The organism is Mesorhizobium sp. M1338 (genome assembly GCF_040318045.1).
Taxonomy (GTDB): Bacteria; Pseudomonadota; Alphaproteobacteria; order Rhizobiales; family Rhizobiaceae; genus Mesorhizobium.
Genome location: NZ_JAMYLL010000013.1, coordinates 18276 through 38800 on the forward strand (window position 1 = coordinate 18276; position 20525 = coordinate 38800).

The 20525-nt window shown below is 62.3% G+C and carries 21 protein-coding genes; 13 read left to right on the forward strand and 8 right to left on the reverse strand.

Annotated elements, in window-relative coordinates; translation table 11 throughout:
* The first annotated feature begins 45 nt into the window (after positions 1 to 45).
* The 8 genes from NKH19_RS14530 to NKH19_RS14565 all read left to right on the forward strand — a co-directional run bounded on the left by NKH19_RS14530 (position 46) and on the right by NKH19_RS14565 (position 8885).
* Positions 46 to 2826, forward strand: coding sequence for a DUF2339 domain-containing protein (locus NKH19_RS14530; RefSeq protein ID WP_352872686.1), 2781 nt, complete (start codon positions 46 to 48; stop codon positions 2824 to 2826).
* Positions 2827 to 2873: 47 nt separating this feature from the next.
* Complete coding sequence (locus tag NKH19_RS14535; protein WP_352872685.1) at positions 2874 to 3116, forward strand: type II toxin-antitoxin system VapB family antitoxin; 243 nt, start codon at positions 2874 to 2876, stop codon at positions 3114 to 3116.
* On the forward strand, positions 3116 to 3532 hold the full coding sequence (locus NKH19_RS14540; RefSeq protein WP_352872684.1) for a type II toxin-antitoxin system VapC family toxin: 417 nt from the start codon (positions 3116 to 3118) through the stop codon (positions 3530 to 3532). Before NKH19_RS14535 ends, NKH19_RS14540 begins: the two co-directional genes overlap by 1 nt.
* 161 nt (positions 3533 to 3693) lie before the next feature.
* On the forward strand, positions 3694 to 4212 hold the full coding sequence (locus NKH19_RS14545; RefSeq protein WP_352872683.1) for a sigma-70 family RNA polymerase sigma factor: 519 nt from the start codon (positions 3694 to 3696) through the stop codon (positions 4210 to 4212).
* Entirely contained in the window at positions 4209 to 5000 is a 792-nt protein-coding gene (locus tag NKH19_RS14550; RefSeq protein ID WP_352872682.1) for an anti-sigma factor family protein, read from the forward strand. The genes NKH19_RS14545 and NKH19_RS14550 overlap by 4 nt, the downstream gene beginning before the upstream one ends.
* 204 nt (positions 5001 to 5204) lie before the next feature.
* Entirely contained in the window at positions 5205 to 6302 is a 1098-nt protein-coding gene (locus NKH19_RS14555; protein WP_352872681.1) for a peptidase C39 family protein, read from the forward strand.
* 5 nt (positions 6303 to 6307) lie between these two features.
* Positions 6308 to 7771, forward strand: coding sequence for a RimK family ATP-grasp domain-containing protein (locus NKH19_RS14560; protein WP_352872680.1), 1464 nt, complete (start codon positions 6308 to 6310; stop codon positions 7769 to 7771).
* A gap of 223 nt (positions 7772 to 7994) precedes the next feature.
* On the forward strand, positions 7995 to 8885 hold the full coding sequence (locus NKH19_RS14565; protein ID WP_352872679.1) for a fatty acid desaturase family protein: 891 nt from the start codon (positions 7995 to 7997) through the stop codon (positions 8883 to 8885).
* A gap of 12 nt (positions 8886 to 8897) precedes the next feature.
* On the opposite strand, the gene NKH19_RS14570 is transcribed toward NKH19_RS14565, so the two are convergent.
* The 3 genes from NKH19_RS14570 to ygfZ form a co-directional block, all read right to left on the reverse strand.
* Positions 8898 to 11039 carry a putative bifunctional diguanylate cyclase/phosphodiesterase gene (locus NKH19_RS14570; protein ID WP_352872678.1) on the reverse strand — a complete coding sequence of 714 codons (2142 nt, stop codon included), beginning with the start codon at positions 11037 to 11039 and terminating at the stop codon, positions 8898 to 8900.
* Between the two features lie 62 nt (positions 11040 to 11101).
* Positions 11102 to 11737 carry an HD domain-containing protein gene (locus tag NKH19_RS14575; RefSeq protein WP_352872677.1) on the reverse strand — a complete coding sequence of 212 codons (636 nt, stop codon included), beginning with the start codon at positions 11735 to 11737 and terminating at the stop codon, positions 11102 to 11104.
* A complete protein-coding gene (gene ygfZ / locus NKH19_RS14580; RefSeq protein ID WP_352872676.1) occupies positions 11737 to 12597 on the reverse strand; it encodes a CAF17-like 4Fe-4S cluster assembly/insertion protein YgfZ in 861 nt (286 codons plus the stop codon). Before ygfZ ends, NKH19_RS14575 begins: the two co-directional genes overlap by 1 nt.
* A gap of 75 nt (positions 12598 to 12672) precedes the next feature.
* Between ygfZ and NKH19_RS14585 the strand changes: the two genes are divergently transcribed.
* The 3 genes from NKH19_RS14585 (at position 12673) to NKH19_RS14595 (ending at position 15083) form a co-directional block, all read left to right on the forward strand.
* Positions 12673 to 14004 (forward strand): dihydroorotase, encoded by a 1332-nt coding sequence (locus NKH19_RS14585; protein ID WP_352872673.1) that lies wholly within the window; start codon positions 12673 to 12675, stop codon positions 14002 to 14004.
* 54 nt (positions 14005 to 14058) lie between these two features.
* Positions 14059 to 14286: a hypothetical protein gene (locus NKH19_RS14590; protein ID WP_352872672.1), complete on the forward strand. Its 228-nt coding sequence runs from the start codon at positions 14059 to 14061 to the stop codon at positions 14284 to 14286.
* Between the two features lie 68 nt (positions 14287 to 14354).
* Positions 14355 to 15083: a nucleotidyl transferase AbiEii/AbiGii toxin family protein gene (locus NKH19_RS14595; RefSeq protein ID WP_352872671.1), complete on the forward strand. Its 729-nt coding sequence runs from the start codon at positions 14355 to 14357 to the stop codon at positions 15081 to 15083.
* Between the two features lie 10 nt (positions 15084 to 15093).
* Here the strand turns inward: NKH19_RS14595 and NKH19_RS14600 are convergent, their stop codons facing one another.
* The 4 genes from NKH19_RS14600 to NKH19_RS14615 form a co-directional block, all read right to left on the reverse strand.
* Positions 15094 to 15882, reverse strand: coding sequence for a hypothetical protein (locus tag NKH19_RS14600; RefSeq protein ID WP_352872669.1), 789 nt, complete (start codon positions 15880 to 15882; stop codon positions 15094 to 15096).
* A 70-nt stretch (positions 15883 to 15952) separates the two neighbouring features.
* Positions 15953 to 16210 carry a hypothetical protein gene (locus NKH19_RS14605; RefSeq protein ID WP_008874920.1) on the reverse strand — a complete coding sequence of 86 codons (258 nt, stop codon included), beginning with the start codon at positions 16208 to 16210 and terminating at the stop codon, positions 15953 to 15955.
* A 361-nt stretch (positions 16211 to 16571) separates the two neighbouring features.
* Positions 16572 to 16949, reverse strand: coding sequence for a TIGR02301 family protein (locus NKH19_RS14610; protein ID WP_352872668.1), 378 nt, complete (start codon positions 16947 to 16949; stop codon positions 16572 to 16574).
* A 96-nt stretch (positions 16950 to 17045) separates the two neighbouring features.
* Entirely contained in the window at positions 17046 to 17480 is a 435-nt protein-coding gene (locus NKH19_RS14615; RefSeq protein ID WP_352872667.1) for an NUDIX hydrolase, read from the reverse strand.
* 139 nt (positions 17481 to 17619) lie between these two features.
* On the opposite strand from NKH19_RS14615, the gene NKH19_RS14620 reads away from it, so the two are divergent.
* A complete protein-coding gene (locus NKH19_RS14620; RefSeq protein WP_352872666.1) occupies positions 17620 to 18381 on the forward strand; it encodes an SOS response-associated peptidase in 762 nt (253 codons plus the stop codon).
* 71 nt (positions 18382 to 18452) lie between these two features.
* Here the strand turns inward: NKH19_RS14620 and NKH19_RS14625 are convergent, their stop codons facing one another.
* A complete protein-coding gene (locus NKH19_RS14625) occupies positions 18453 to 18608 on the reverse strand; it encodes a hypothetical protein (RefSeq protein ID WP_352872664.1) in 156 nt (51 codons plus the stop codon).
* A gap of 394 nt (positions 18609 to 19002) precedes the next feature.
* Here NKH19_RS14625 and cysS point away from each other — a divergent pair, with 394 nt between their 5' ends.
* Complete coding sequence (cysS, locus tag NKH19_RS14630) at positions 19003 to 20439, forward strand: cysteine--tRNA ligase (protein ID WP_352872663.1); 1437 nt, start codon at positions 19003 to 19005, stop codon at positions 20437 to 20439.
* The last annotated feature ends 86 nt before the right edge of the window (positions 20440 to 20525 follow it).

Consider the following 20525-nt stretch of genomic DNA (forward strand, 5'->3'; position numbering starts at 1 on the left):
GAGACTGAACGTCAGTGAAAACTGGCCTGGTTTGGGGGAACCGCCATGTTTGAAAGCCTGATCGGCCTTGTCGCCATCATCGCCTTGTTCGTCATCATTTCGCGTCAGCAGAGCCGCATTGGCCTTGTCGAGCGCGAGCTTGGCGCGCTGCGCAGCCTGGTCCTTTCCGGCGCCGTGCCGCCCGTGGCCAAGCCGTCCGAACAGGCGGCGCCCGATGGCGCGCCCGCCGATGTGGCTCCGGCCGCGGCAGTCGCGGCCGGCATTCCCTCGCCAGCGATAAGCGAACCGGGCGCCGCACAGGCGCCAGCTACAGAAGCGGAAGCCCCGATAAGTGAGGTCGTGTCCGGGCCATGGGCGCCAAGCGAGGCGGCACCGAAGGCAGCGGAACCTGCGGAGCCAACCGCTCCGGCGAAAGCCGCCCGCCAGTCGGATGTCGAAACGGCACTAGGCACCCGCTGGGCGGTCTGGGTCGGCGGCATCGCGCTGGCGCTGGGCGGCCTGTTCCTGATCCGCTACACCATAGAGGCCGGTATTTTCGGCCCCGGCGTACGGCTGACCATGGCCGCGGTACTCGGCTTGGTGCTGGTCGCCGGCGGCGAATTCATCCGCCGCACCGGCTTCAAAGTGCCGGTGCAAGGCGCTGCCGGCGCCTACATTCCAGCGATCCTGACGGCTGCCGGTGCCTTCATCCTGTTCGGCACCGTCTATGCCGCGCATGGCATTTACGGCTTCATCGGCCCGGCACTCGCCTTCACGCTGCTCGGCGCCATCGGCGTGGCGACGATCGCGGCAGCCCTGGTCCATGGCCAGGCGCTGGCCGGCATCGGCCTCGTCGGCGCCATGGTGACGCCGGTGCTGATCGCCTCGCAGGCGCCCAACCCCTGGGCGCTGTTCGGCTACCTCGCGATCGTGCTCGCCGCCACCGGCGTCATCGCCCGCATGCGTGACTGGAAGGCGCTGATGGCGGCGGCCTTTTTCGGCACCGGTGTCTGGACCATCCTTTACATGACCGATGCGCCGGGGGCGAACCTCTCCGCCATCCTGTTCATCGACGCGGTCACGCTGGCCGTGCTCGCCCTTGTCTGGCTCGCCCGCCGTGGCGATGAAACCGGGCCAGCCACGGTTTTCGACTGGCCGTCCATCGTGCCTGGCCTGCTCGTCGCATTCTCGGCGCTGGGCCTGTCGGTCGACCCCGCCTTTGCCGCCGCCGGCTATGCCTTGCAGGGCGCGGTGGTGATCGCCGCAATGGTGGCCGTCGCGCTCTATCTCCCGCTGGCGTTGCCGCTGCTTTATGCTGCCGGACTGGTCACGGTGCTGATCTATCTCGGCATCATCCCGCCAACATCGATCGTTTCCGACCTTTCGGGCGGAGCGCTGGGCGTCGATGGGCTGCCTGTGGCCACGTCCAATGCGCTGACAGTGCGCATCGGCATCGCACTTGGCCTGGTCTTCATCGGCGCCGGCTTCTGGGCCGCGCGCAGATTCGCCCCCGGGACGCAGATCCGCGCCGCCTCATGGGCGGCATGGGGCGTCATCGTTCCGCTGGTCATCCTGCTGGCGCTCTGGTTCACCTTCGGCAATCTCGACCGCGACTTTGTCTATGCCGCCGTCGCAGCCCTGCTGGTCGTCGTTTTCGCCGCCGGCGGCGAGTGGATCGCACGGGCCGAAGGGCCGCCGCTCACGGGCGGTATCGCGGTGTCGTTTGCCTTGGGCGGCGCGGCCATCGCCGGCCTGCTGCTGCTGCATATGGCTTTCGATTCCGGCTGGACCACCCTCCTGCTCGGTGCGGCGGCCATCGTGCCGGCGCTAGCCACGCGCTGGCGCTCCTATCCGGTGCTAGGCTGGATTTCGGTTGGTGCGGTGATCGCGGTGCTTGGCCGCGTCGCCTTTGACCCGACCATCGTCGGCGCCGAGTTTCTGTCGACGACACCGGTGTTCAATTGGCTGCTGCCGGGCTATGGCGTGCCGGCGCTCGCCTTCGGCTTTGCCGCCTGGCAGCTCGCGCGCACCACCCCCACACTACCAAGGGCTGGCAATGGCCGGCCGCGCCTCGCCATGGAAGCGGCGGCGGCGCTGTTTGCGCTGCTCACGCTCGCCATGCTGGTGCGCCATGCCATGCATGGCGGCGTCATCGACACGGGTGCTATGACGCTGGCCGAACAGGCGATCTACACGCTGATCGCCATCGGCGCTGGCGCCATCCTGGTCGCCATCGACATGCGCTCGCCAAGCTCGGTGCTGCGCTATGGTTCGATGGCCGCCGGTGTGGCCTCGGTCGTTTTCATCGTCATTCAGCACTTCGTGGTGCTGAATCCGTTGTTGTCAGACGAATCGACCGGCCGGATCCCGGTGTTCAACCTGTTGTTCCTCGCCTATCTCTTGCCGGCCATCGCTGCCGGCGGGCTAGCGCTCTATGCCAGGGACAAGCGGCCGAAATGGTATGCGCAGATGCTGGCCGTGGTGGCGGCCGTCCTTGCCCTGGCCTATGCCACACTGTCGGTCAGGCGGCTGTTCAAGGGCGAGTTCATCGGCTTGTGGAGCGGGCTCGGCCAGTTGGAGACCTACACCTATTCGGCGCTCTGGCTGATCATCGGCGTCGCACTGCTCACCGCCGGCGTATGGCTGAAGTCGCAGGTGCTGCGCATTGCCTCCGCCGCGCTGATCGCGATCGCCGTGCTGAAGGTCTTCATCTTCGACATGTCGGAGCTGGAAGGCGTGCTCAGGGCACTGTCCTTCATCGGCCTCGGCGCCGTGCTGATCGGCATCGGTCTGTTCTATCAGCGGCTGCTGACGCGGGCGGCGAAGGAGGGTGTCGAAGCCTCTTGAAAGGATATTCAACATAGGATATCTTGATATCCGCCAGGAGATATCCAATGCCGCTCTATATCCGTGACGACGAAGTGGATGCGCTGGCCGCCAAATTGCAGCGCGAGACGAACGCTCCGAGCAAGACAGAGGCGGTGAGGACCGCACTTGTGCACGAACTCGAGCGCAATCGCGCCAAAGTGCCGCTGCGCGACCGGCTAGCGAGGCTGCAGGCGGAAGCGACGAAGATGGGCCTGCCAAATCCAGATTTCGACATGAAGAAATTCACCGACGAGATGTGGGAGGACTGATGTTTGTCGATGCGTCGGTGATTGTCGCCATTCTCAACCGGGAACCGGGTTGGGAGGAGCTGATCAAGCGGCTTTCTGGTTTTGCCGGCCTGTCCTACGTGTCTCCACTGGTGCGTTTTGAAGCGACACAGGCGCTGGCGCGCGCAGCCGCTGGCTCCCGCAAACCTACGGCTGAAGCCCTCCTTAAGGCTCGCGATCTGGTCGATCAGTTCATTGTGGAAATTGGCGGAGAAAATGTGGTGATCGGCGAAGAGATCGGTTTCCACGCCATCAATGCCAGCGCTCGCTATGGCAAGGCCGTTGGTCATCAAGCCGATCTCAATTTCGGCGACTGTTTCGCCTATGCCTGTGCAAAAAACCTCGATGTTCCGCTGCTCTACAAGGGCAATGATTTCCTGCTGACGGATTTGGGATAATTCGGCTTTCACCTTGATCGGTGGGAATAATTTAGCCGGTCATGTCGTTATCTCATTGCTTGGGTGACCGGGGCGGCGGACCGCTTCGCGCTGGCCGCTTGCGCCGCGCCCGGAAGGCGCGTTCAATCGGATCAACAAGGGCGACCTCGAAACCAGCGGTCATGGACGAAAAGAAGGCAGCAATCCTTGGCGAAATACCGCGCCTGCGCCGCTACGCACGCTCGCTCTTGCGCGACCGCGACGCGGCCGACGATCTCGTCCAGGATTGCCTCGAGCGGGCGCTTGTGCGGCTCGAAAACTGGCAGACAGGAGAAAGCCCCCGGAGGTGGCTGTTTACGATCATGCATCATTTGTTCATCGACCAGATGCGCAAGGTGAACCGCCGCGGCGAGGCTGCGATGCTGCCATTAGAGGCCGCTGAGGCAGTTGCCCAGCCGGCCGAGCAGATGGAGAGCATCGCCTCGCGCGAGATCATCGACGCGTTGCAGGCGATCAGTCCCGACCGCCGTGCAGCCCTCGTCATTGTTGCCATCGAAGGTTTCTCCTATGCCGAAGCCGCCAACATTCTGGGCGTCCCTGCCGGCACGCTGATGTCGCGCATCGCGCGCGGGCGTGAGGAATTGCGCGGACTGCTGGACGACACGGCGCGTCGCCGCGCGATAAGGATTGTCGAGAAATGATCCGCCGCGACTTTTCCGAACGTGACATCCACATGGCGCTCGACGGCGAACTGCCCGCCGACGAGCGCGCCGCCTACGAGGCCTGGCTCGACGCCAATCCAGAGATGAAGGCCAAGAGCGTCCGCTTCACCGCCGATCGGACGGCATTGCAGGCCGCCTTCGCCGGAGTGCTGGACGAACCCGTGCCTGTGCGATTGCGCAAGGTCGTGCTCGGCGAGGCGCCGGTCAAGGCCGCGGTGCCACGCTCGCGCTGGTGGCTTGCCGCTGCCGCTGCCGTGCTTGTGGTCGCCGGCGGGCTTGGCGGCTACCTTGCCGGCATCGATGGCATTGGGCAGGAGAACCCGGCGGAAGACCGGCTGGCCGAGCAGGCAATCGCGGCCCATGTCGTCTTCGCTGCTGAAAAGCAGCATGCGGTCGAAGTGCCGGCCAGCGACAAGGATCATCTGGAGACCTGGCTGTCCAACCGGGTAGGGCTGAAGCTGGTGGCGCCGGACCTGACCGCGAACGGTTTCCAGTTGGTCGGCGGCCGGTTGCTGCCGGCCGGAGAAAGCAAGGCCGCGATGCTGCTCTACGAGGACGACAAGGGCCAGCGCATATCTCTCTTCGTTACGGCGGAATCGGCGGAGAATGCCAAGGGAACTTATGCATCGGCGCAGGACGGTCCCCAGGCCGTCTACTGGCTGGACAAGGGCTATGGCTGCGCCGTCGTCGGCTCGCTTCCGCGCGAGCAATTGGCCATTGTGGCAAAGAGCGCCTATGGTCAGCTTCTGGCCGGCCTGGCCAGTTGAAAGGTGCCGCTTTTGATGGCGACACCGATCTATATCGGTGATCTCGTTCAACGCGTTTTTACATCGCCGAACGTTGCCGAATCTGTCACAATTCGGCCCTATTCGAGGTGCGATAGCGCTTCCTGACCGTCAGTATTTCGACTGATGTCTTGAATGTTTCGAGTAGGGCATTTCCCACCACCAATCGAGGTTCTCTGAAGCCGCATGCCTGCCGAGATCCGCACGGCCCGCGCGTCTGACGTCGATGATCTCGCCGCCATAGAGAAAGCCGTTTTCTCGAGCGACCGTATTTCCCGCCGCTCCTTCCGCCTGTTCATCGAACGTGAAACCGCCGAGACGCTGGTCGCCGAAGTCGATGGCCGCGTGGCCGGCTATGCGATCGTGCTGTTTCGCAAGGGCAGTGGGGTCGCGCGCCTCTACTCGATCGCCACCGGTCCGTTTTTCGGTGGGCTTGGTGTGGGCCGCATGCTGCTCGGATCCGCCGAAGAGGGCGCTTTCGAGCATGGCCGCATGATGCTGCGTCTCGAGGTGCGCGAGGACAACAGCCGCGCGATCCGCATCTACGAACAGGCCGGCTATCGCAAGATCGGCCGCGAACCCGGCTACTATGAGGATGGCGAGACGGCGCTGCGCTACGAAAAGACCTTGCGCGGCGACGTTCCGATCGCCACCAAAGTGCCATTCTATCAGCAGACATGCGAATTCACTTGCGGCCCGTGCTGCCTGATGATGGCCATGGCCAACTTCGATCGCGGCTTCGTGCCGGATCCGGTCATGGAAATTCGCCTGTGGCGCGAGGCGACGACCGTGTTCATGATGTCGGGGCCAGGCGGGTGCGAGCCGTTCGGTCTTGCTGTCTCGGGGTACGAAAGCGGGCTTGCGGCGGAGATCTACGTCTCCTTCTACGGCGCGCTGTTCCTGCAATCGGTGCGCAGCGAGGACAAGCGCCGGGTGATGGAACTGGCCCAGGTTGACTTTCGCCGGCGCGCGGAACTTTACGGCATCCCGGTGAATTACCGTCCGTTCACCATCGACGATATCAGGGCCGCGATCGCTGGGGGAAAACTGGTGCTGGTGCTGATCAGCGGCTTCCTGATGTTCGGCAAGAAGGTGCCGCATTGGGTGCTGGCGATCGGCGATGACGGCGACCATATCCTGATCCACGACCCTTGGGTCGAGGACGAAAGACAGGAGACCATCCTTGATGCCGCCAACATTCCCGTGCCTTACGGCATCTTCATGAACATGGCGCAGTTTGGCCGCGACGGACTGCGTGCCGCCATCACTCTGGGAAAGCGCTGATAACAATGACCTGGGTTATTCTTACAGGCAGGCAGAGCGATCTCGACCAGGTGGCGACACCACACAAGATCATCACCAATCGCGACTATCTCGCGCATCCGTCGCTGTTTCGCGGCCAGCGGCCGAAGGTCATCAACCTCTCGAACAACTACGCCTACCAGAGCCGAGGCTACTATGCCTCGCTGCTGGCCAGCTCGCGCGGCCACAAGGTGATCCCGACCGTCGAGACGATGATCGACCTGTCGGAGCGCAAGCTCTATGAGCACGCGCTGCCGGAACTGGAGCTTGCGCTCAACAAATGCCGCAAGGACCTCGGCGGCGCCTTCCCGCAAAAAGTCTGCATCTTCTTCGGCATCGGCCCGTCGAAAATCTGGGACCGTTTCGCCAAGCTGTTGTTCGACTGGTTCCGCGCGCCGGCGCTCGAGGTCCACATCAAGGACAGCGCCGAATGGGCCTCGATCCGCAAGATCGGCTTCCATCCGCTGGCGCGCATGACCGAGGATGAGGAAAAAAGCTTCATCCAGTGCCTGGAGACCTACACCAACCGCGAGTGGCGCGACACCAAGGGCCGCACGCCGGCACGCTACACCTTCGCCACGCTGGTCGATCCGCATGAGGAATTGCCGCCCTCGGAGATATCGTCGCTGCGCTACTGGGCCAAGATCGCGGAGAAGATGGGCGTCGAAATCGAGCCGATCACCAAGCGGGACCTCGCCAAGCTCGCCAATTACGACGCGCTGTTCATCCGCGAGACGACCTCGATCTCCAACCACACCTATCGTTTCGCCCGCCGCGCTCAGCAGGAAGGCATGCCGGTCATCGACGATCCGCTGTCGATGATCCGCTGCACCAACAAGGTCTATCTCAACGAGCTGATGGCCTACAACAAGGTCCCGGTGCCGCCGACGGTGATGATCGCCGGCACTTCGGATCTCGAACTGGCGGCGCAGACACTGAGCTTTCCGCTGGTGCTGAAGATCCCGGATTCGTCATTCTCGCGCGGCGTCAAGAAATGCGCCAATTTCGAGGAACTGAAGACGCTCGCCACCGAATGGCTGGAGGATTCCGACCTTCTGATCGCGCAGAAATTCATCCCGACCGAATATGACTGGCGCGTCGGCGTGCTCGGCGGCCAGCCATTGTTTGCCGTGCACTACCTGATGGCCAAGAAGCACTGGCAGATCGTCAACCACAAGGCCAACGGCAAACCCGACCAGGGCGGCATCAAGACCTTCACGCTGAAGGAAACGCCAGCGCATGTCGTCGAGACGGCGGTGAAGGCGGCGCGCTGTATCGGTGACGGGCTCTATGGCGTCGACCTCAAGGAAACCAAGGACGGAGTCTTCGTCATCGAGGTCAACGACAACCCGAACCTCGACCATGGCTGGGAGGATTCCGGCGAGAAGGACGAGGTCTGGGTGCGGCTGACGCAGTGGTTCCTGGAGCGGCTGGATCGGCCGGGGCGGTAATTTGATCGGGGAAAAGATGCTGAGGATTTTGCCGGCTGCGATCGCAAGGAGATCTACCGCCGCTTTCGCGACCGGGGCCGCCTGAAGCCGGACGAACTCCGCGTGCACCACATCGCCGCTGACATAAGCCACATAGGGCTACCTTTACCCATTGCAGAAATCCTGGTTTTTGGAGAGGGTTTTGCCAGGATGAGTTATCGAATTCTCAGGCTGAACCGAGACCATGGATCATCGCGACGTAATTTCATCGTTGACGCAGGAAGAGCGCAACCGCCTGACCGCCAAGTCTGATGTCACGGGCCTCGGTCAGCTTGCCGCTCATTGGGGTGCGATCGTGATCATCGGATCGCTGATCGCGGCGAAGGTGCCGTTCTGGCCGCTGCTGATGCTGCCGCAGGGTATCCTGATCGTGTTCCTGTTCACGCTGCTGCACGAGACGGTTCATCGCACGGCTTTCGAAACGCAATGGCTGAACGATGCCGTGGCCCGGGTATGCGGCCTGGCGATCGCGCTGCCGGCGGACTGGTTTCGCTACTTCCACTTCGCCCATCATCGATACACGCAGGACCCGCGGAACGACCCGGAACTGGCCTTCCCCAAACCGGAGACATGGCGGCAGTATCTCGTCCACATATCCGGCATCCCTTTGTGGTGGGGCCATCTCAAGACGCTCTATGCCAACGCGATGGGGCGTGGCCGGGAAAGCTACGTTCCGCCCAAAGGCTATGACAAGGTGCGCATCGAGGCGCGCGCCATGATTGCCTTTTATGCCGTGGTTATTCTGTTGGCCGTCTATTTCCGGCTCTCGGTGCTTCTCTATGTCTGGATCTTGCCCGCGCTGTTGGGACAGCCGTTTCTGCGCCTTTACCTCTTGGCCGAGCACGGCCGTTGTCCGTTCGTCGCCAACATGCTGGAAAACACCAGGACCACGCTGACCAACTGGCTGGTCCGCAAGCTGGCGTGGAACATGCCGTTCCATGCCGAGCATCACGCCTATCCCGGCGTGCCGTTTCATCAACTGCCGCGGTTTCATGCGCTGATCGAGCGGCATTTGAAGGTGATCGAGCCGGGCTATGTCAGCTTCCACGGCAAATACATCGAGACACTGCGTTGATGATGGCCGACCTCAGCCGGTCTGGCTGTGCAAGGCACGAGATTTCAAGAGACGCTGAATATCCGCCGCCTTTGACGGCACGCCGATCAGATAGCCCTGCGCCTCGGTACAGCCAGCGCGGCGCAGGATGTCGAGCTGCGCCTCGGTCTCGACGCCCTCGGCGGTGACGGTGATGCCGAGTTCGGCACCCAGCCCGATGACGGTGCGAACGATCGCCTTGGTATCGCGATTGTCCAGGTCGTGGATGAACGAACGGTCGATCTTGATCTTGTCGACGGGAAAACGCCTGAGGTAACCGAGCGAGGAATAGCCGGTGCCGAAATCGTCCAGTGCGATGCGAATACCCAGTCCGCGCAACTGCCGTAATGTCCTCAGCACGGCTTCACTCTCGTCCATCAGCACGGTTTCGGTGATTTCCAGTTCCAGCTGGCCGGCGGATACGCTGGAAAAGGCGAGAGCCGAGATAACGCTGCGGGCAAAGCCGCCGCTTTTGAGCTGCACGGCCGAGACATTGACCGCGATGCGCAGGCCCGCGGGCCAGCTTGCCGCAGCGGTGCAAGCCTTCCTCAACGCCCACTCGCCTAGCGGCACGATCAGTCCGGTTTCTTCGGCGACCGGAATGAACTTGTCCGGCGCCACCGTGCCCCGCTCCGGCGAATGCCAGCGCATCAAGGCTTCGGCACCGACGATCTCACCGGAGGCGATGTTCATGATGGGCTGGAAATCGAGATCGAATTCCTGACGCGGCAGCGCTGCCTCGAGGTCGGTCTCGAGGGCGCGTCGTGCCAGCACCATGGCGTCCATTCCGGGCTCGAAGAAGCGATACAGGTTGCGCCCTTCGCTCTTCGCTCGGTAGAGCGCCGTATCGGCGTTTTTCAACAGCGTATCGGCGTCGTTGCCATCGTCAGGGAAGACGGCGATGCCCAGGCTGATGCCGACATGCATGTCCCGGTTCTTATAGCGGAACGGTTTTGCGATTGCCTCGACGATCCGCTTTGCCAGTTTCTCGGCATCGGCGATGCGCTTGAGATTGAACTCGATGATGACGAATTCGTCGCCACCGAAACGGGCGACGATGTCTGTGTCATTGCGCAGGCAACGCTGCAGCCTGTCGGCCACGCTCTTCAGCAGCCAGTCGCCGGCCGGATGGCCCCAAGTGTCGTTGATGGCCTTGAAGCGGTCGAGGTCGAGCGAGAAGATTGCCAGCGACGTGGCCGCCGGGTCTTCCAACGCAAGCTCGAGCCGTTCGCGAAACATCTGGCGGTTGGGCAACCCGGTCAGCGTGTCGTGATGCGCAAGATGCGTCATGCGCTCTTCGGCGCGGCGGCGTTCGGTGACGTCGTCGAAAGTCGCAACCCAGCCGCCGCCGCCCATCGGCTGGCGTGTGACCAGAATCGTCCTGCCGTCGGAAAGATGCCGATACGCCGAATGCATTTTTCCCGCCACCAGGCAGGCTTCGGTTTTGGCGACTTCGCTGTCGACATCGATCTTCGTATAGATGCCGAGTTCCAGCAATCGTTCGAGCGCGTCGCGGTGCGTCGTTCCGAGCGGGAAGTCCGCCGCGGTGACGTTGTAGAGCTCGAGGAAACGCCCGTTGCGCACGATCATCTTGCCGTCGGCGTCGTACATCAGCAGGCCTTGCGACATATTGGCTAGCGCGGCGTCGAAGCGGCGGTGCTGCTCCTTGAGCTCTTGTTCGGCGCGCCGCTGTTCGGTGATGTCCTCGTAGATCGAGACCCAGCCTCCCAGAGCCAGCGGGCGATGCGAGATGTTGATGATGCGACCATCCGACAACGTCTCCTCATAGGTCGAGGGTTTCGCCTGGTCGATATAGGGCTTGCGGATGGCGTAGAGCTCATCGGCGCTTTCCGAGGCGATGCCCATGTCGACGCTATGGCGCAGAATGTCGAGAAATCGGATGCCGGGCCGTATCACCTTGGCGTCGAGGCAGAAGATGTTGATATAATTGCCGTTGCAGATGATCATCCGCTCGTCGGCGTCGAACATGCACAGGCCATGCGACATATTTTCGACCGCAGCCAAAAAACGCTCGTTCTGTTCGCGCAGTTCGTCTTCCATATGGCGCGAGCGATCCATGCCTTCGGCCTCCCGTTCAGGGACGGCCGAACCACCCTTGGCATCAGCGACGGGCATGAGGCGCCTGCGGATCGTGATCGAAAGAGCTACTGTGGTCGCCGCCGGTTAATTTAGCGTTTTTAGCCGACCGCGGGCGCCGAAGCCTGATGCCGCGACCTCTCGATCGCGGAAAACCGCTTCAGGAACGCATTCTGCGCCCAGGTCACCGAGCGTGGCGTGAAATCGAAGCGGTCGGCATTGAAGCCGCGCGGACGGCCGAAGAACTCGGTCGCCTCGGCGGTCGAAAAGCCAGCGAGCAGCGTCGCCTCGAAATAGGCGGCGATCTGGTCGGCGCGCTTGATCTCCTTGCGCAGCGCGGCAGCTGGTTCGGGCGGCAGCGAGAAGCGCAGATGGATGGCGCGCTGCAACCGCAACTCACAATCCTTGTAGCTGCCGCCCATCACCGATTTGAACGGCGAGATCATGTCGCCGATGACATATTCGGGGGCGTCGTGCAGCAGCGCCGCCAGCCGGGCGTCGGCCGAAGCCTCAGGCATCAGGTCGCAGAACAGCGCCTCCACCAGCAGCGAGTGCTGGGCAACCGAAAAGGCATGTTCGCCGCTGGTCTGGCCGTTCCAGCGGGCAACGCGAGCGAGCCCATGCGCAATGTCTGAAATCTCTATGTCGAGCGGTGAAGGGTCGAGCAGGTCGAGCCGGCGGCCCGACAGCATGCGCTGCCAGGCGCGTGCCGGCGCGCCGACGCGGTCGGCCGCCATCAGGCCTCCTCCGCGCTGACGGCTTCCTGCGGGAAGGCGAATTTTGCCCAGACCGGGATGGCGAGTGAAACGGTGGCGTCCCCAGCCATGATCGCCTGGCCGGCGTCGAGCGCCGCCTTGACCCGGTCGATGCGGGCAATGGCGAGGCCTGTCGCGCTGACGGTCGAGCCGAGCGTGCCAACCGGCCGTCCCGCGACGGTTAGCTCGGTGCCCGGCGCGGGCAGGGGCCTGTCGGCCGAAACAATCAGCACGCGCCGCCTGGCCGTGCCGCGATGCTGCATGCGCGAGACGACCTCCTGGCCGACATAGCAGCCCTTCTTGAAGCCGATACCGCCGGTTTCGTCGAGCAGCACGTCATGCGGGAAGGCTTCTCCAAGCTGGTAGTCGCTGCCGCTTTCGGCAATGCCGGCGGCGATGCGGAATGCACGCCACGCGGCAAGGTCGCCGCGCTCTTCAGTTTCGCCATAGGAACGAGTGACGGCGCCGTTGCGAAAGCGCGTGTCGACGGCCGCCGTTGAATCAGATTGTGAGGGCGTTGATTCAGGTCCCCACGCGACGGTGACAAGCGCCTGATCGGATTTGGCAATCTCGACCTTGGCGCGCAGTTTGTAGAGCGTCAGCCGGCGCATGAAATCGTCTGAGATATCGGCACGGCATTCGAGCCGGAATGCATTCTCGCCGGCGCGTAAGATGAGGAAATCGAACAGGATCTTGCCTTGCGGCGTCAGCAGCGCGCCAGGCTTGGCTTCGCCGGGAGCCAATATGTCGAGATCGGTGGTCAGGATGTTCTGCAAAAAATGCTCGGCATCCGGGCCTGATACGGAAATGAGGGCACGATCTTTGAGCTGGGCAAAGGGCATGGGCGGAAAAGCAGCCTGATCTTGCAAAATGGTCGGCCTTTACGTAAGCCGCTGGCACTCCCCCCGCAAGAGAGCATGGCCATGATCTACGACCTCATCCTGACAGGCGGCACAGTGGTCAACCATGATGGCGAAGGGGCCCGCGATATCGGCGTGAAGGACGGGCGCATCGCCGCCATCGGCGATCTCCGCCAGGCCTCGGCCGGCGAGACGATCGACTGCCGCGGCCTGCACATCCTGCCGGGTGTCGTCGACAGCCAGGTGCATTTTCGTGAACCTGGACTGGAGCACAAGGAAGATTTGGAGACGGGTTCGCGCGCGGCGGTGCTGGGCGGTGTCACCGCCGTGTTCGAAATGCCCAACACCAATCCACTGACCACCAGCGAGGCGGCTCTTGCCGACAAGGTTCGGCGCGGCAGTGGCCGCATGCATTGCGATTTCGCCTTCTGGGTCGGCGGCACCCGTGAGAACGCGAACGATGTTGGCGAGCTTGAGCGGCTGCCGGGCGCGGCCGGGATCAAGGTTTTCATGGGCTCGTCCACCGGCGACCTGCTGGTCGAGGACGACGAGGGCGTTGCATCGATCCTCAGAAACACGCGCCGACGCGCCGCCTTTCACTCGGAAGACGAATTCCGGTTGCGCGAACGTCTTGGCGAGCGCATCGAGGGCGATCCTTCATCGCACCCGGTCTGGCGCGACGAAATCGCTGCCTTGCGCTGCACCGAACGCCTCGTACGCATCGCGAAAAAAGTTCGCGCCCGCATCCACGTGCTGCATATCTCGACCGCCGAGGAGATCTTGTTCCTCGAACAGCACAAGGATGTCGCGACCTGCGAGGCGACACCGCATCATCTGACCCTGTCGGCGGACGATTACGCGCGGCTTGGCACGCTGATCCAGATGAACCCGCCGGTGCGCGCCGCGCGCCATCGCGATGGCGTCTGGCACGGCATCGCGCAAGGCATCGTCGACGTGCTCGGCTCCGACCACGCGCCGCACACGCTGGCCGAGAAGGCAAAGCCCTATCCGGCCTCGCCCTCGGGGATGACCGGGGTGCAGACGCTGGTGCCGATCATGCTCGACCACGTCAATGCGGGCCGGCTGACGCTGCAGCGCTTTGTCGACCTGTCCAGCCATGGCCCGCAACGCATCTTCGGCATGGCGAGAAAGGGCCGCATCGCCGCCGGCTACGACGCCGACCTCACCATTGTCGACATGAAGCGGCGCGAAACCATCACCAACGCGCAGGCCGGTTCGAAGGCAGGCTGGACACCTTATGATGGCAGGGAAGTGACAGGCTGGCCGGTCGGCACCGTCATCCGCGGCCGCCGCGTCATGTGGGAAGGCGAGATCGTCACGCCAGGGCAGGGCAGGGCTGTGGAGTTTTCCGAGGCTTTGGTGGGTTAGCTGTTTTCGCCCGCGTTGGATTTTTTAAGCGCGATCCACTAAGTTAGGAGGATTATGAACGTAGATATCGCGCCCATGGTTGTCCCCGCTGAGTTTCCGGAACTCCAGGTGCTTGCTTGGAACCGCGATGCTGCACGCCCGATCCCCGCCGAGGAGGCATTTGCGCTATACGAGCGGAATTGGCGTTTTGTTGATCAAAAGCGCCTTACGACGCGTGAAAAGCTGCTTATTCAGAGACTGGCGGACAAGTTCGGTCATGGCATCCTTTTGACCACTGTCTGAAGTTCCTTTCGCTCTCCTGATCCTACTCGCAGCTGGAACATCAACAGGACACACGGCGAGCGGAAACCATGACGAAATTCAAGAAACCTGAACATCGGATCATTGCCGAAGCCCTCGGGTTGATGGACCGGCATTTCCTGACCGCAAACCAGTGTTGGTTCGGCGGCGGAACGGCGATTGTCATGAAATTCGGTGAATTCCGGCGGTCACTGGATGTAGACTTCCTGTGTGCTGATGCCGACGGCTATCGCGAATTGCGGACCTTTGCAGTCGAACGCGGGATCAGGGCATTCTTCCCCAAACCCGTCGAAGCGGCTCGGGATTTCCAGATTGATCAGTATGGTTTGAGGACAGTCGTAAGACTACAGGGACAGCCTATCAAGTTCGAAGTCATTCGCGAAGGCCGCATCAAACTTCAAGGCCATTTCGATAGCGATCTGAATGTGCCCACCCTTGTTTCCGCAGATATGTTCGCCGAGAAGTTGCTGGCCAATGCCGATCGATGCCAGGACCGCGCAACCGCATATCGTGATGCTATCGATCTTGGAATGTTGATTGGCGCCTACGGCGAAATCCCGATCGAAGCGCTCGGTAAGGCGCAAACTGCTTACGGGCCAGACATTCAGCACAAGGTCGCATGGGTGGTGAACAAGCTTCAGGACAAGGACGAGCTACGCAACGCGGCCGACGTCCTGCAGATGGACGCCAGCGTGGCAGCCGATGCCATTTCGCTTCTTCGAAAGGAGGGCGCTCGCATATGGCTGGATGCCGGAATCGACGAGCGACCGCGTCGATAGCGGCCGGAGTTCAATCCCCGGCGACGAAGAAGGTCCATCGTCCCGTGGGCGTGATGCCGACACGGTAGAAGATATAGGCGCCGAACTGCTTCATGTCGTCGAAGTCGCCAGCGGTGACGATCTTGAACAGTTCGACCCGCTGCTTGGCATCCAGCTTGTCCAACGGCAGGGCGAAGAAATACGGCCACACATAGAGCTCTTCCGGCTTGCCGGCATCGAGGTGGACATAACCGGCGTTGAGCACCTCCTCGAGGATGGCCAGGATCTCCTGACCATCCGGATCACCGGAGAGACCCTTGAGGAAGGCGATGGCGTCGCCGTCTATGTCGGTCAGCGATATCTGCGTCATGCTGTCGCCGGTGCCGATCAAGGGCCGCAGCTTTTCGATGTCGCCGCCCTTGCAGGCCTCGACGATCAGATCGTGCATGCGCCGCACCGGTTCCGGCAGCTTGCCGAGATCGTAGACAACCTCGGGCACAGGCGTGTCCGGATCGACGCGCGGCCTGGTCACGCCGCCATCCGCCGGGCTGTCGGGCTCGGATTCGGCCGGAGCAGTCGGCTGGCTGGCCGGAGGCGGCGGCCCAACCGGGTTGGGCATTGGCACGGTGCTTCCTGGCGGCGACATGTCTTCGTCCGACGGCGGCGTGGCTGTTGGAGGGAGCTCTTCGCGCTTGATCTCGCTCAGCGCAAGAGCGGGGCTGCTGGCGAGGCACACAACCAGGGGAAGCTCGACACAGTAAGCGGCGAAGCAGATGCAAAGGACCAAGCCACGCGGCTTGCCTGACATCGAAAAATTCACTGCCCGTTTCTCCCTGCTTCCGGGCATGACGCCCGAGCGGCATTTTGCCGTCAAAGAACCGGACGTCGGTTCAGTGCCGCAGCCGTTCAGGTTCGAAGGCGCCAGCAATCACCTTTTCACGCATACGGTCGAGCAGGGCAAGGGCCGAGGTCTCGCCATTGGCACGCAACATCTCGCCGAAAGCGGTTTCGAGCGCCGCTTCGGCAATGATCTCGGGCTCTATGCCGGCGGAGAGACCTTCCGCCCAGGCCTCGCTGTGGCTTTCCACGGCGGTCAGGCGTTTTTCTTCCCTGACCAGCGCGTCGATGTCGTTGACACCATGTTCCATAAGCGAATGTCCACCCTTTCAAGCAGCGATCCGTCGGTGTGGATCAGGCCTGATCTGTTCATTTCACACGCATGGTCAATTAAGTATTTGTAAATACGACATTTTTTTGATCGTCTTTTACAAAGCCCGATTGCCTTGTGCGAAGCTGCGTTCAGCTCGAGTCAAACTTAGCCGATTGGGGCGGCCTGCGGGGCGAAAACCTTCAGTTTGAGTTAATTCCGCTTTCGCGCGGTAAGGTTTCGTTAATACTGTTGCAGAAGTGCCACATGAGGATTGCACCAAGATATCGCCTGGCACAAGCCGGAGATGTCGGTCGTCACCAGCAATGGTCCGAATAGTTGTTGATGAGCAACCGAAAGGCCTAATTTCCGTAACGCGAGGCGATGTCGCGTGACAGCGTCTCGCCTTCCTTCATATAACGGCTGATGGCTTCGGTCGCCGAAGGGGTGCACTGCGTATAGATGCCGCCGAAGGAACGGTAGCCACGGTTGAAGCTGGCGATGAAGCGGGCGCGCCGCTCGGCGTCCGGATTTTCCGAATCAAGCAGCTTCTGCATCTCGACACGCCACTGGTCGCCTTTTTCGCCGCACAAATTGCGCAGGAAATGCAGCGACCCCAGAACTTCCGCCAGCCGCATTAGCCCGGGCTCGAACGGCGACTCGGCGCTGAGCGCAGGCCGCGTCGAGACAGCCGCGCTGACGACAAGACATATGGCAAGAAGTAGGGATGGACGGTTCATATCATAAGGTTCTCTGCCGAACGGCATAAACCGTTCTGGCTCGCCAAACAGCATAAGCCTTTGTGGCGAAACAATTTGTCGCCCGCAAGTCGATTTTCAGGACTGCGACGCGCCGGTTCCGCCGGGATTCAACAAGTCTTCGGCCACCGCGAATACCGAGCCTGCGAGCGGCAGTGCCGCCACCTCGCTGAGCGTGTAGAAGGCGGCCGTCTCGGCGTCGTCGCTGGCCACCGCCTCGCCGCCGGCATAGGCGGCGCCAAAGACCGTGAGGAGATAATCGACCGGGTGGCTGTCGTCCCTGCCGTCGATGTGGATTTCCCGAAGCGGGCGGTAATCGGTGGCCCGCAGGCCGGTCTCTTCCATCAGTTCGCGGGCGGCAGCCTGCTCCAGCGTCTCAGCGGGTTCGACCTTGCCACCTGGGAAGGCATAGAGCCCTTGCGAAGGTTGCCGGGCTCGCTTGACCAGTAGCACGGTGTCCGCGCGCACGACGGCGACCGAGACTGCCGGGAGTGTCTTGCGCGCTTCGTTCATGGATTCCCGATCAGGCGTATAGGCAGGTCTGTTGTGGACCGCCCAGCATGGGGAAGCTTTAGCGGTTGCGCAACGCCGGTTCCATTGCCACTTTCAAACCGGATCATTCGGCCGAACCATTCGAGGGCACCAATCGACCATGTGCGGACGTTTTGCCTTGACCGCGACGCCGGACCAGACCGCCGCCCTGCTGGGCTTGGCCGAACTGGAGGAGTTCCCGGCGCGCTACAACATCGCGCCGACACAGCCGGTCCTGATGGCGATCGCCGGCGCTCCGCGGGCGCCGGGCTCGAATCTGCCGGGCCGGCAGCCAATGTTGGTGCGCTGGGGGCTGATCCCGACCTGGGTCAAGGACACCAGGGAGTTTCCACTGCTGTTCAACGCGCGCTCCGAAGGAGCCGCCGAAAAGGCCTCGTTCAAAGCGGCCATGCGCCATCGCCGTGCTTTGGTGCCCGCCTCCGGCTTCTACGAATGGCGGCAAACCGGCGGCAAGAAAGGACAACCCTATTGGATCCGGCCGAGGCATGGCGGGTTGGTCGCCTTTGCCGGCCTGATCGAGACCTATGCCGAGCCGGGCGGTTCGGAGATGGACACCGGTGCCATACTGACCGTCAACGCCAATGCCGACATCGCCCATATCCACGACCGCATGCCGGTGGTGATCGATCCCAGGGATTTCGCCCGCTGGCTGGAATGCCGCACGCTCGAGCCACGCGATGTAGCCGACCTGTTGCGGCCGGCACAGCCGGATTTTTTCGAGGCAATTCCGGTCTCCGACCTCGTCAACAAGGTGTCCAACACTGGACCGGAAATTCAGGAGCGGGGCGAGATCGGGCCGGAGCCCGAGAAGGTCAAGCGCCAGAAGCCCGGCGCGGACGACAGTCAGATGACGTTGTTCTAGCTCAGCTGTTCTTCATAGGCGCATGTCAGCGCCCTCATGCCAGGCGCCTTTTGCGCCCGCCGCACACCGCCTCAGGCGGCGCGGGGCGATACGATCGTCTGTGCCGGCTTCTTCTTCTTCGCGGTGTGGAGAAGGGCGGCGACGATCGCGGCCGGACCGATTGCGCGGTAGTGGTTGGCCAGCGCCGGTTGCTTGGCGCGGTTGGATTCCTGCTTGCTGCGAGGCATGTCTCTCTTCCCAGGTAACATTTTCGTGTCCGCGTTTGATGGCCGATTCTGACCAAATCGTGACGCCCGCTGATCTAGCCGACGAATGTTTCATGACTGTGCCGACATGTTTAATAAAATGTTTCAGTGCATCATTACCTGTGATCCAGCGACGTTTTTGCCGAAACTAGCGACTTGACGGCAACACAAGCCAAGGCGATAAAGCCGCCCATGAAAACGTCTTTCGCCATTTGTGGCATTTGCATTATTGGCTAGCCTCGCGCTGGTCCGGACGTTTTCGCCTCATCTTCCCCAGATTGGACAAACGCCCCGGCCAGCAGGCTGGAATCCGATTTGCGCCTCGGCGCAAGACAGGTTCCATCCAAACAAAAAGTTCTGAACCGGGAAGGCACGAATGTCTGACGCATCGCAGGGCCTGCGCCTCTACAACACGCTGACGCGAGCGAAGGAGGATTTCGTCCCGATCGATGGGCGCAATGTGCGCATGTATGTCTGCGGCCCGACCGTCTATGACTTTGCCCATATCGGCAATGCCAGGCCGGTGATCGTCTTCGACGTGCTGTTTCGCATGCTGCGTCATGTCTATGGGCAGACGCACGTCACCTATGTGCGCAACATCACCGACGTCGACGACAAGATCAACGCGCGCGCCTTGCGGGATTTTGGCGGCGAGGTCGCTTCAGGCACGCTTTCGCTCAACGAAGCGATCCGGCGGGTCACCGAAAAGACCGCCGATCAGTTTCACCGCGACGTGGCGGTTCTTGGCTGCCTGGAGCCGACGGTCGAGCCGCGCGCCACCGAATTCGTCGAGCCCCGCGCTGATGGCAAGGTGGACATGATCACCCTGATTCAAAGCCTGATCGAACGCGGCCATGCCTATGTTGCCGCTGGCGAAGTCCTGTTCGACACGGCGTCGATGCCTGACTACGGCCAACTGTCGAAACGCAATCTCGACGAGCAGCAGGCCGGCGCTCGCGTCGCCGTGGACGCGCACAAGAAAAACCCCGGCGATTTTGTCCTCTGGAAGCTGTCGTCACCGGAGGAGCCCGGCTGGAATTCGCCATGGGGCAGGGGCCGGCCCGGCTGGCACATCGAATGCTCGGCGATGTCGGCCGCCTATCTCGGCGAGGTGTTCGACATCCACGGCGGAGGTCTCGACCTGATCTTCCCGCATCATGAGAACGAGATCGCCCAGTCGCGCTGCGCCCACGGCACCGATGTCATGGCCAACATCTGGATGCACAATGGCTTCCTGCAGGTCGAAGGCCAGAAAATGTCGAAGAGCCTCGGCAATTTCTACTCGATCAACGAACTCTTGGAGACCGAGACCTTCGGTGGCCGCAAATGGCCGGGTGAGGTGCTGCGGCTGGCGATGCTGATGACGCACTATCGCGAGCCCATCGACTTTTCCGTGCGCAAGCTGGAAGAGGCCGAGAACACGCTGCGCAAATGGAAGCGGGCGGCCGACCTGGCGCCGGCTGCGGCAGGTCAGTTGCCCGCGGAGGTTATAGATGCCTTGTCGGACGATCTCGCCACCTATGCCGCCTTCCAGCTTTTGACCCAGTTGGCCGGCGAGGCAGCGGACGGCAACGATGCGGCGGCCGCACTGAAGGCGTCGCTGCTGTTCCTCGGCTTCGATGTCGCGTCGGCCAAGGTTGATGAAGACCACGTCGCAAAGGCCATCGCCAAGCGTCTCGCATTCATCGCCGCCAAGAACTGGGTCGAAGCCGACCGCATCCGCGACGAACTGTTGGCACAAGGTATACAGTTGAAGGACGGCAAGGATCCGGTCACGGGCGAACGCATCACCACTTGGGAGGTGAAGCGGTGAGGGTGGCGCGAAACACTTTTGCAAGGTTGGCGGAGACGCTGGCGACAGCCGATCTCCCCCCTTGCGGGGGAGATGTCCGGCAGGAC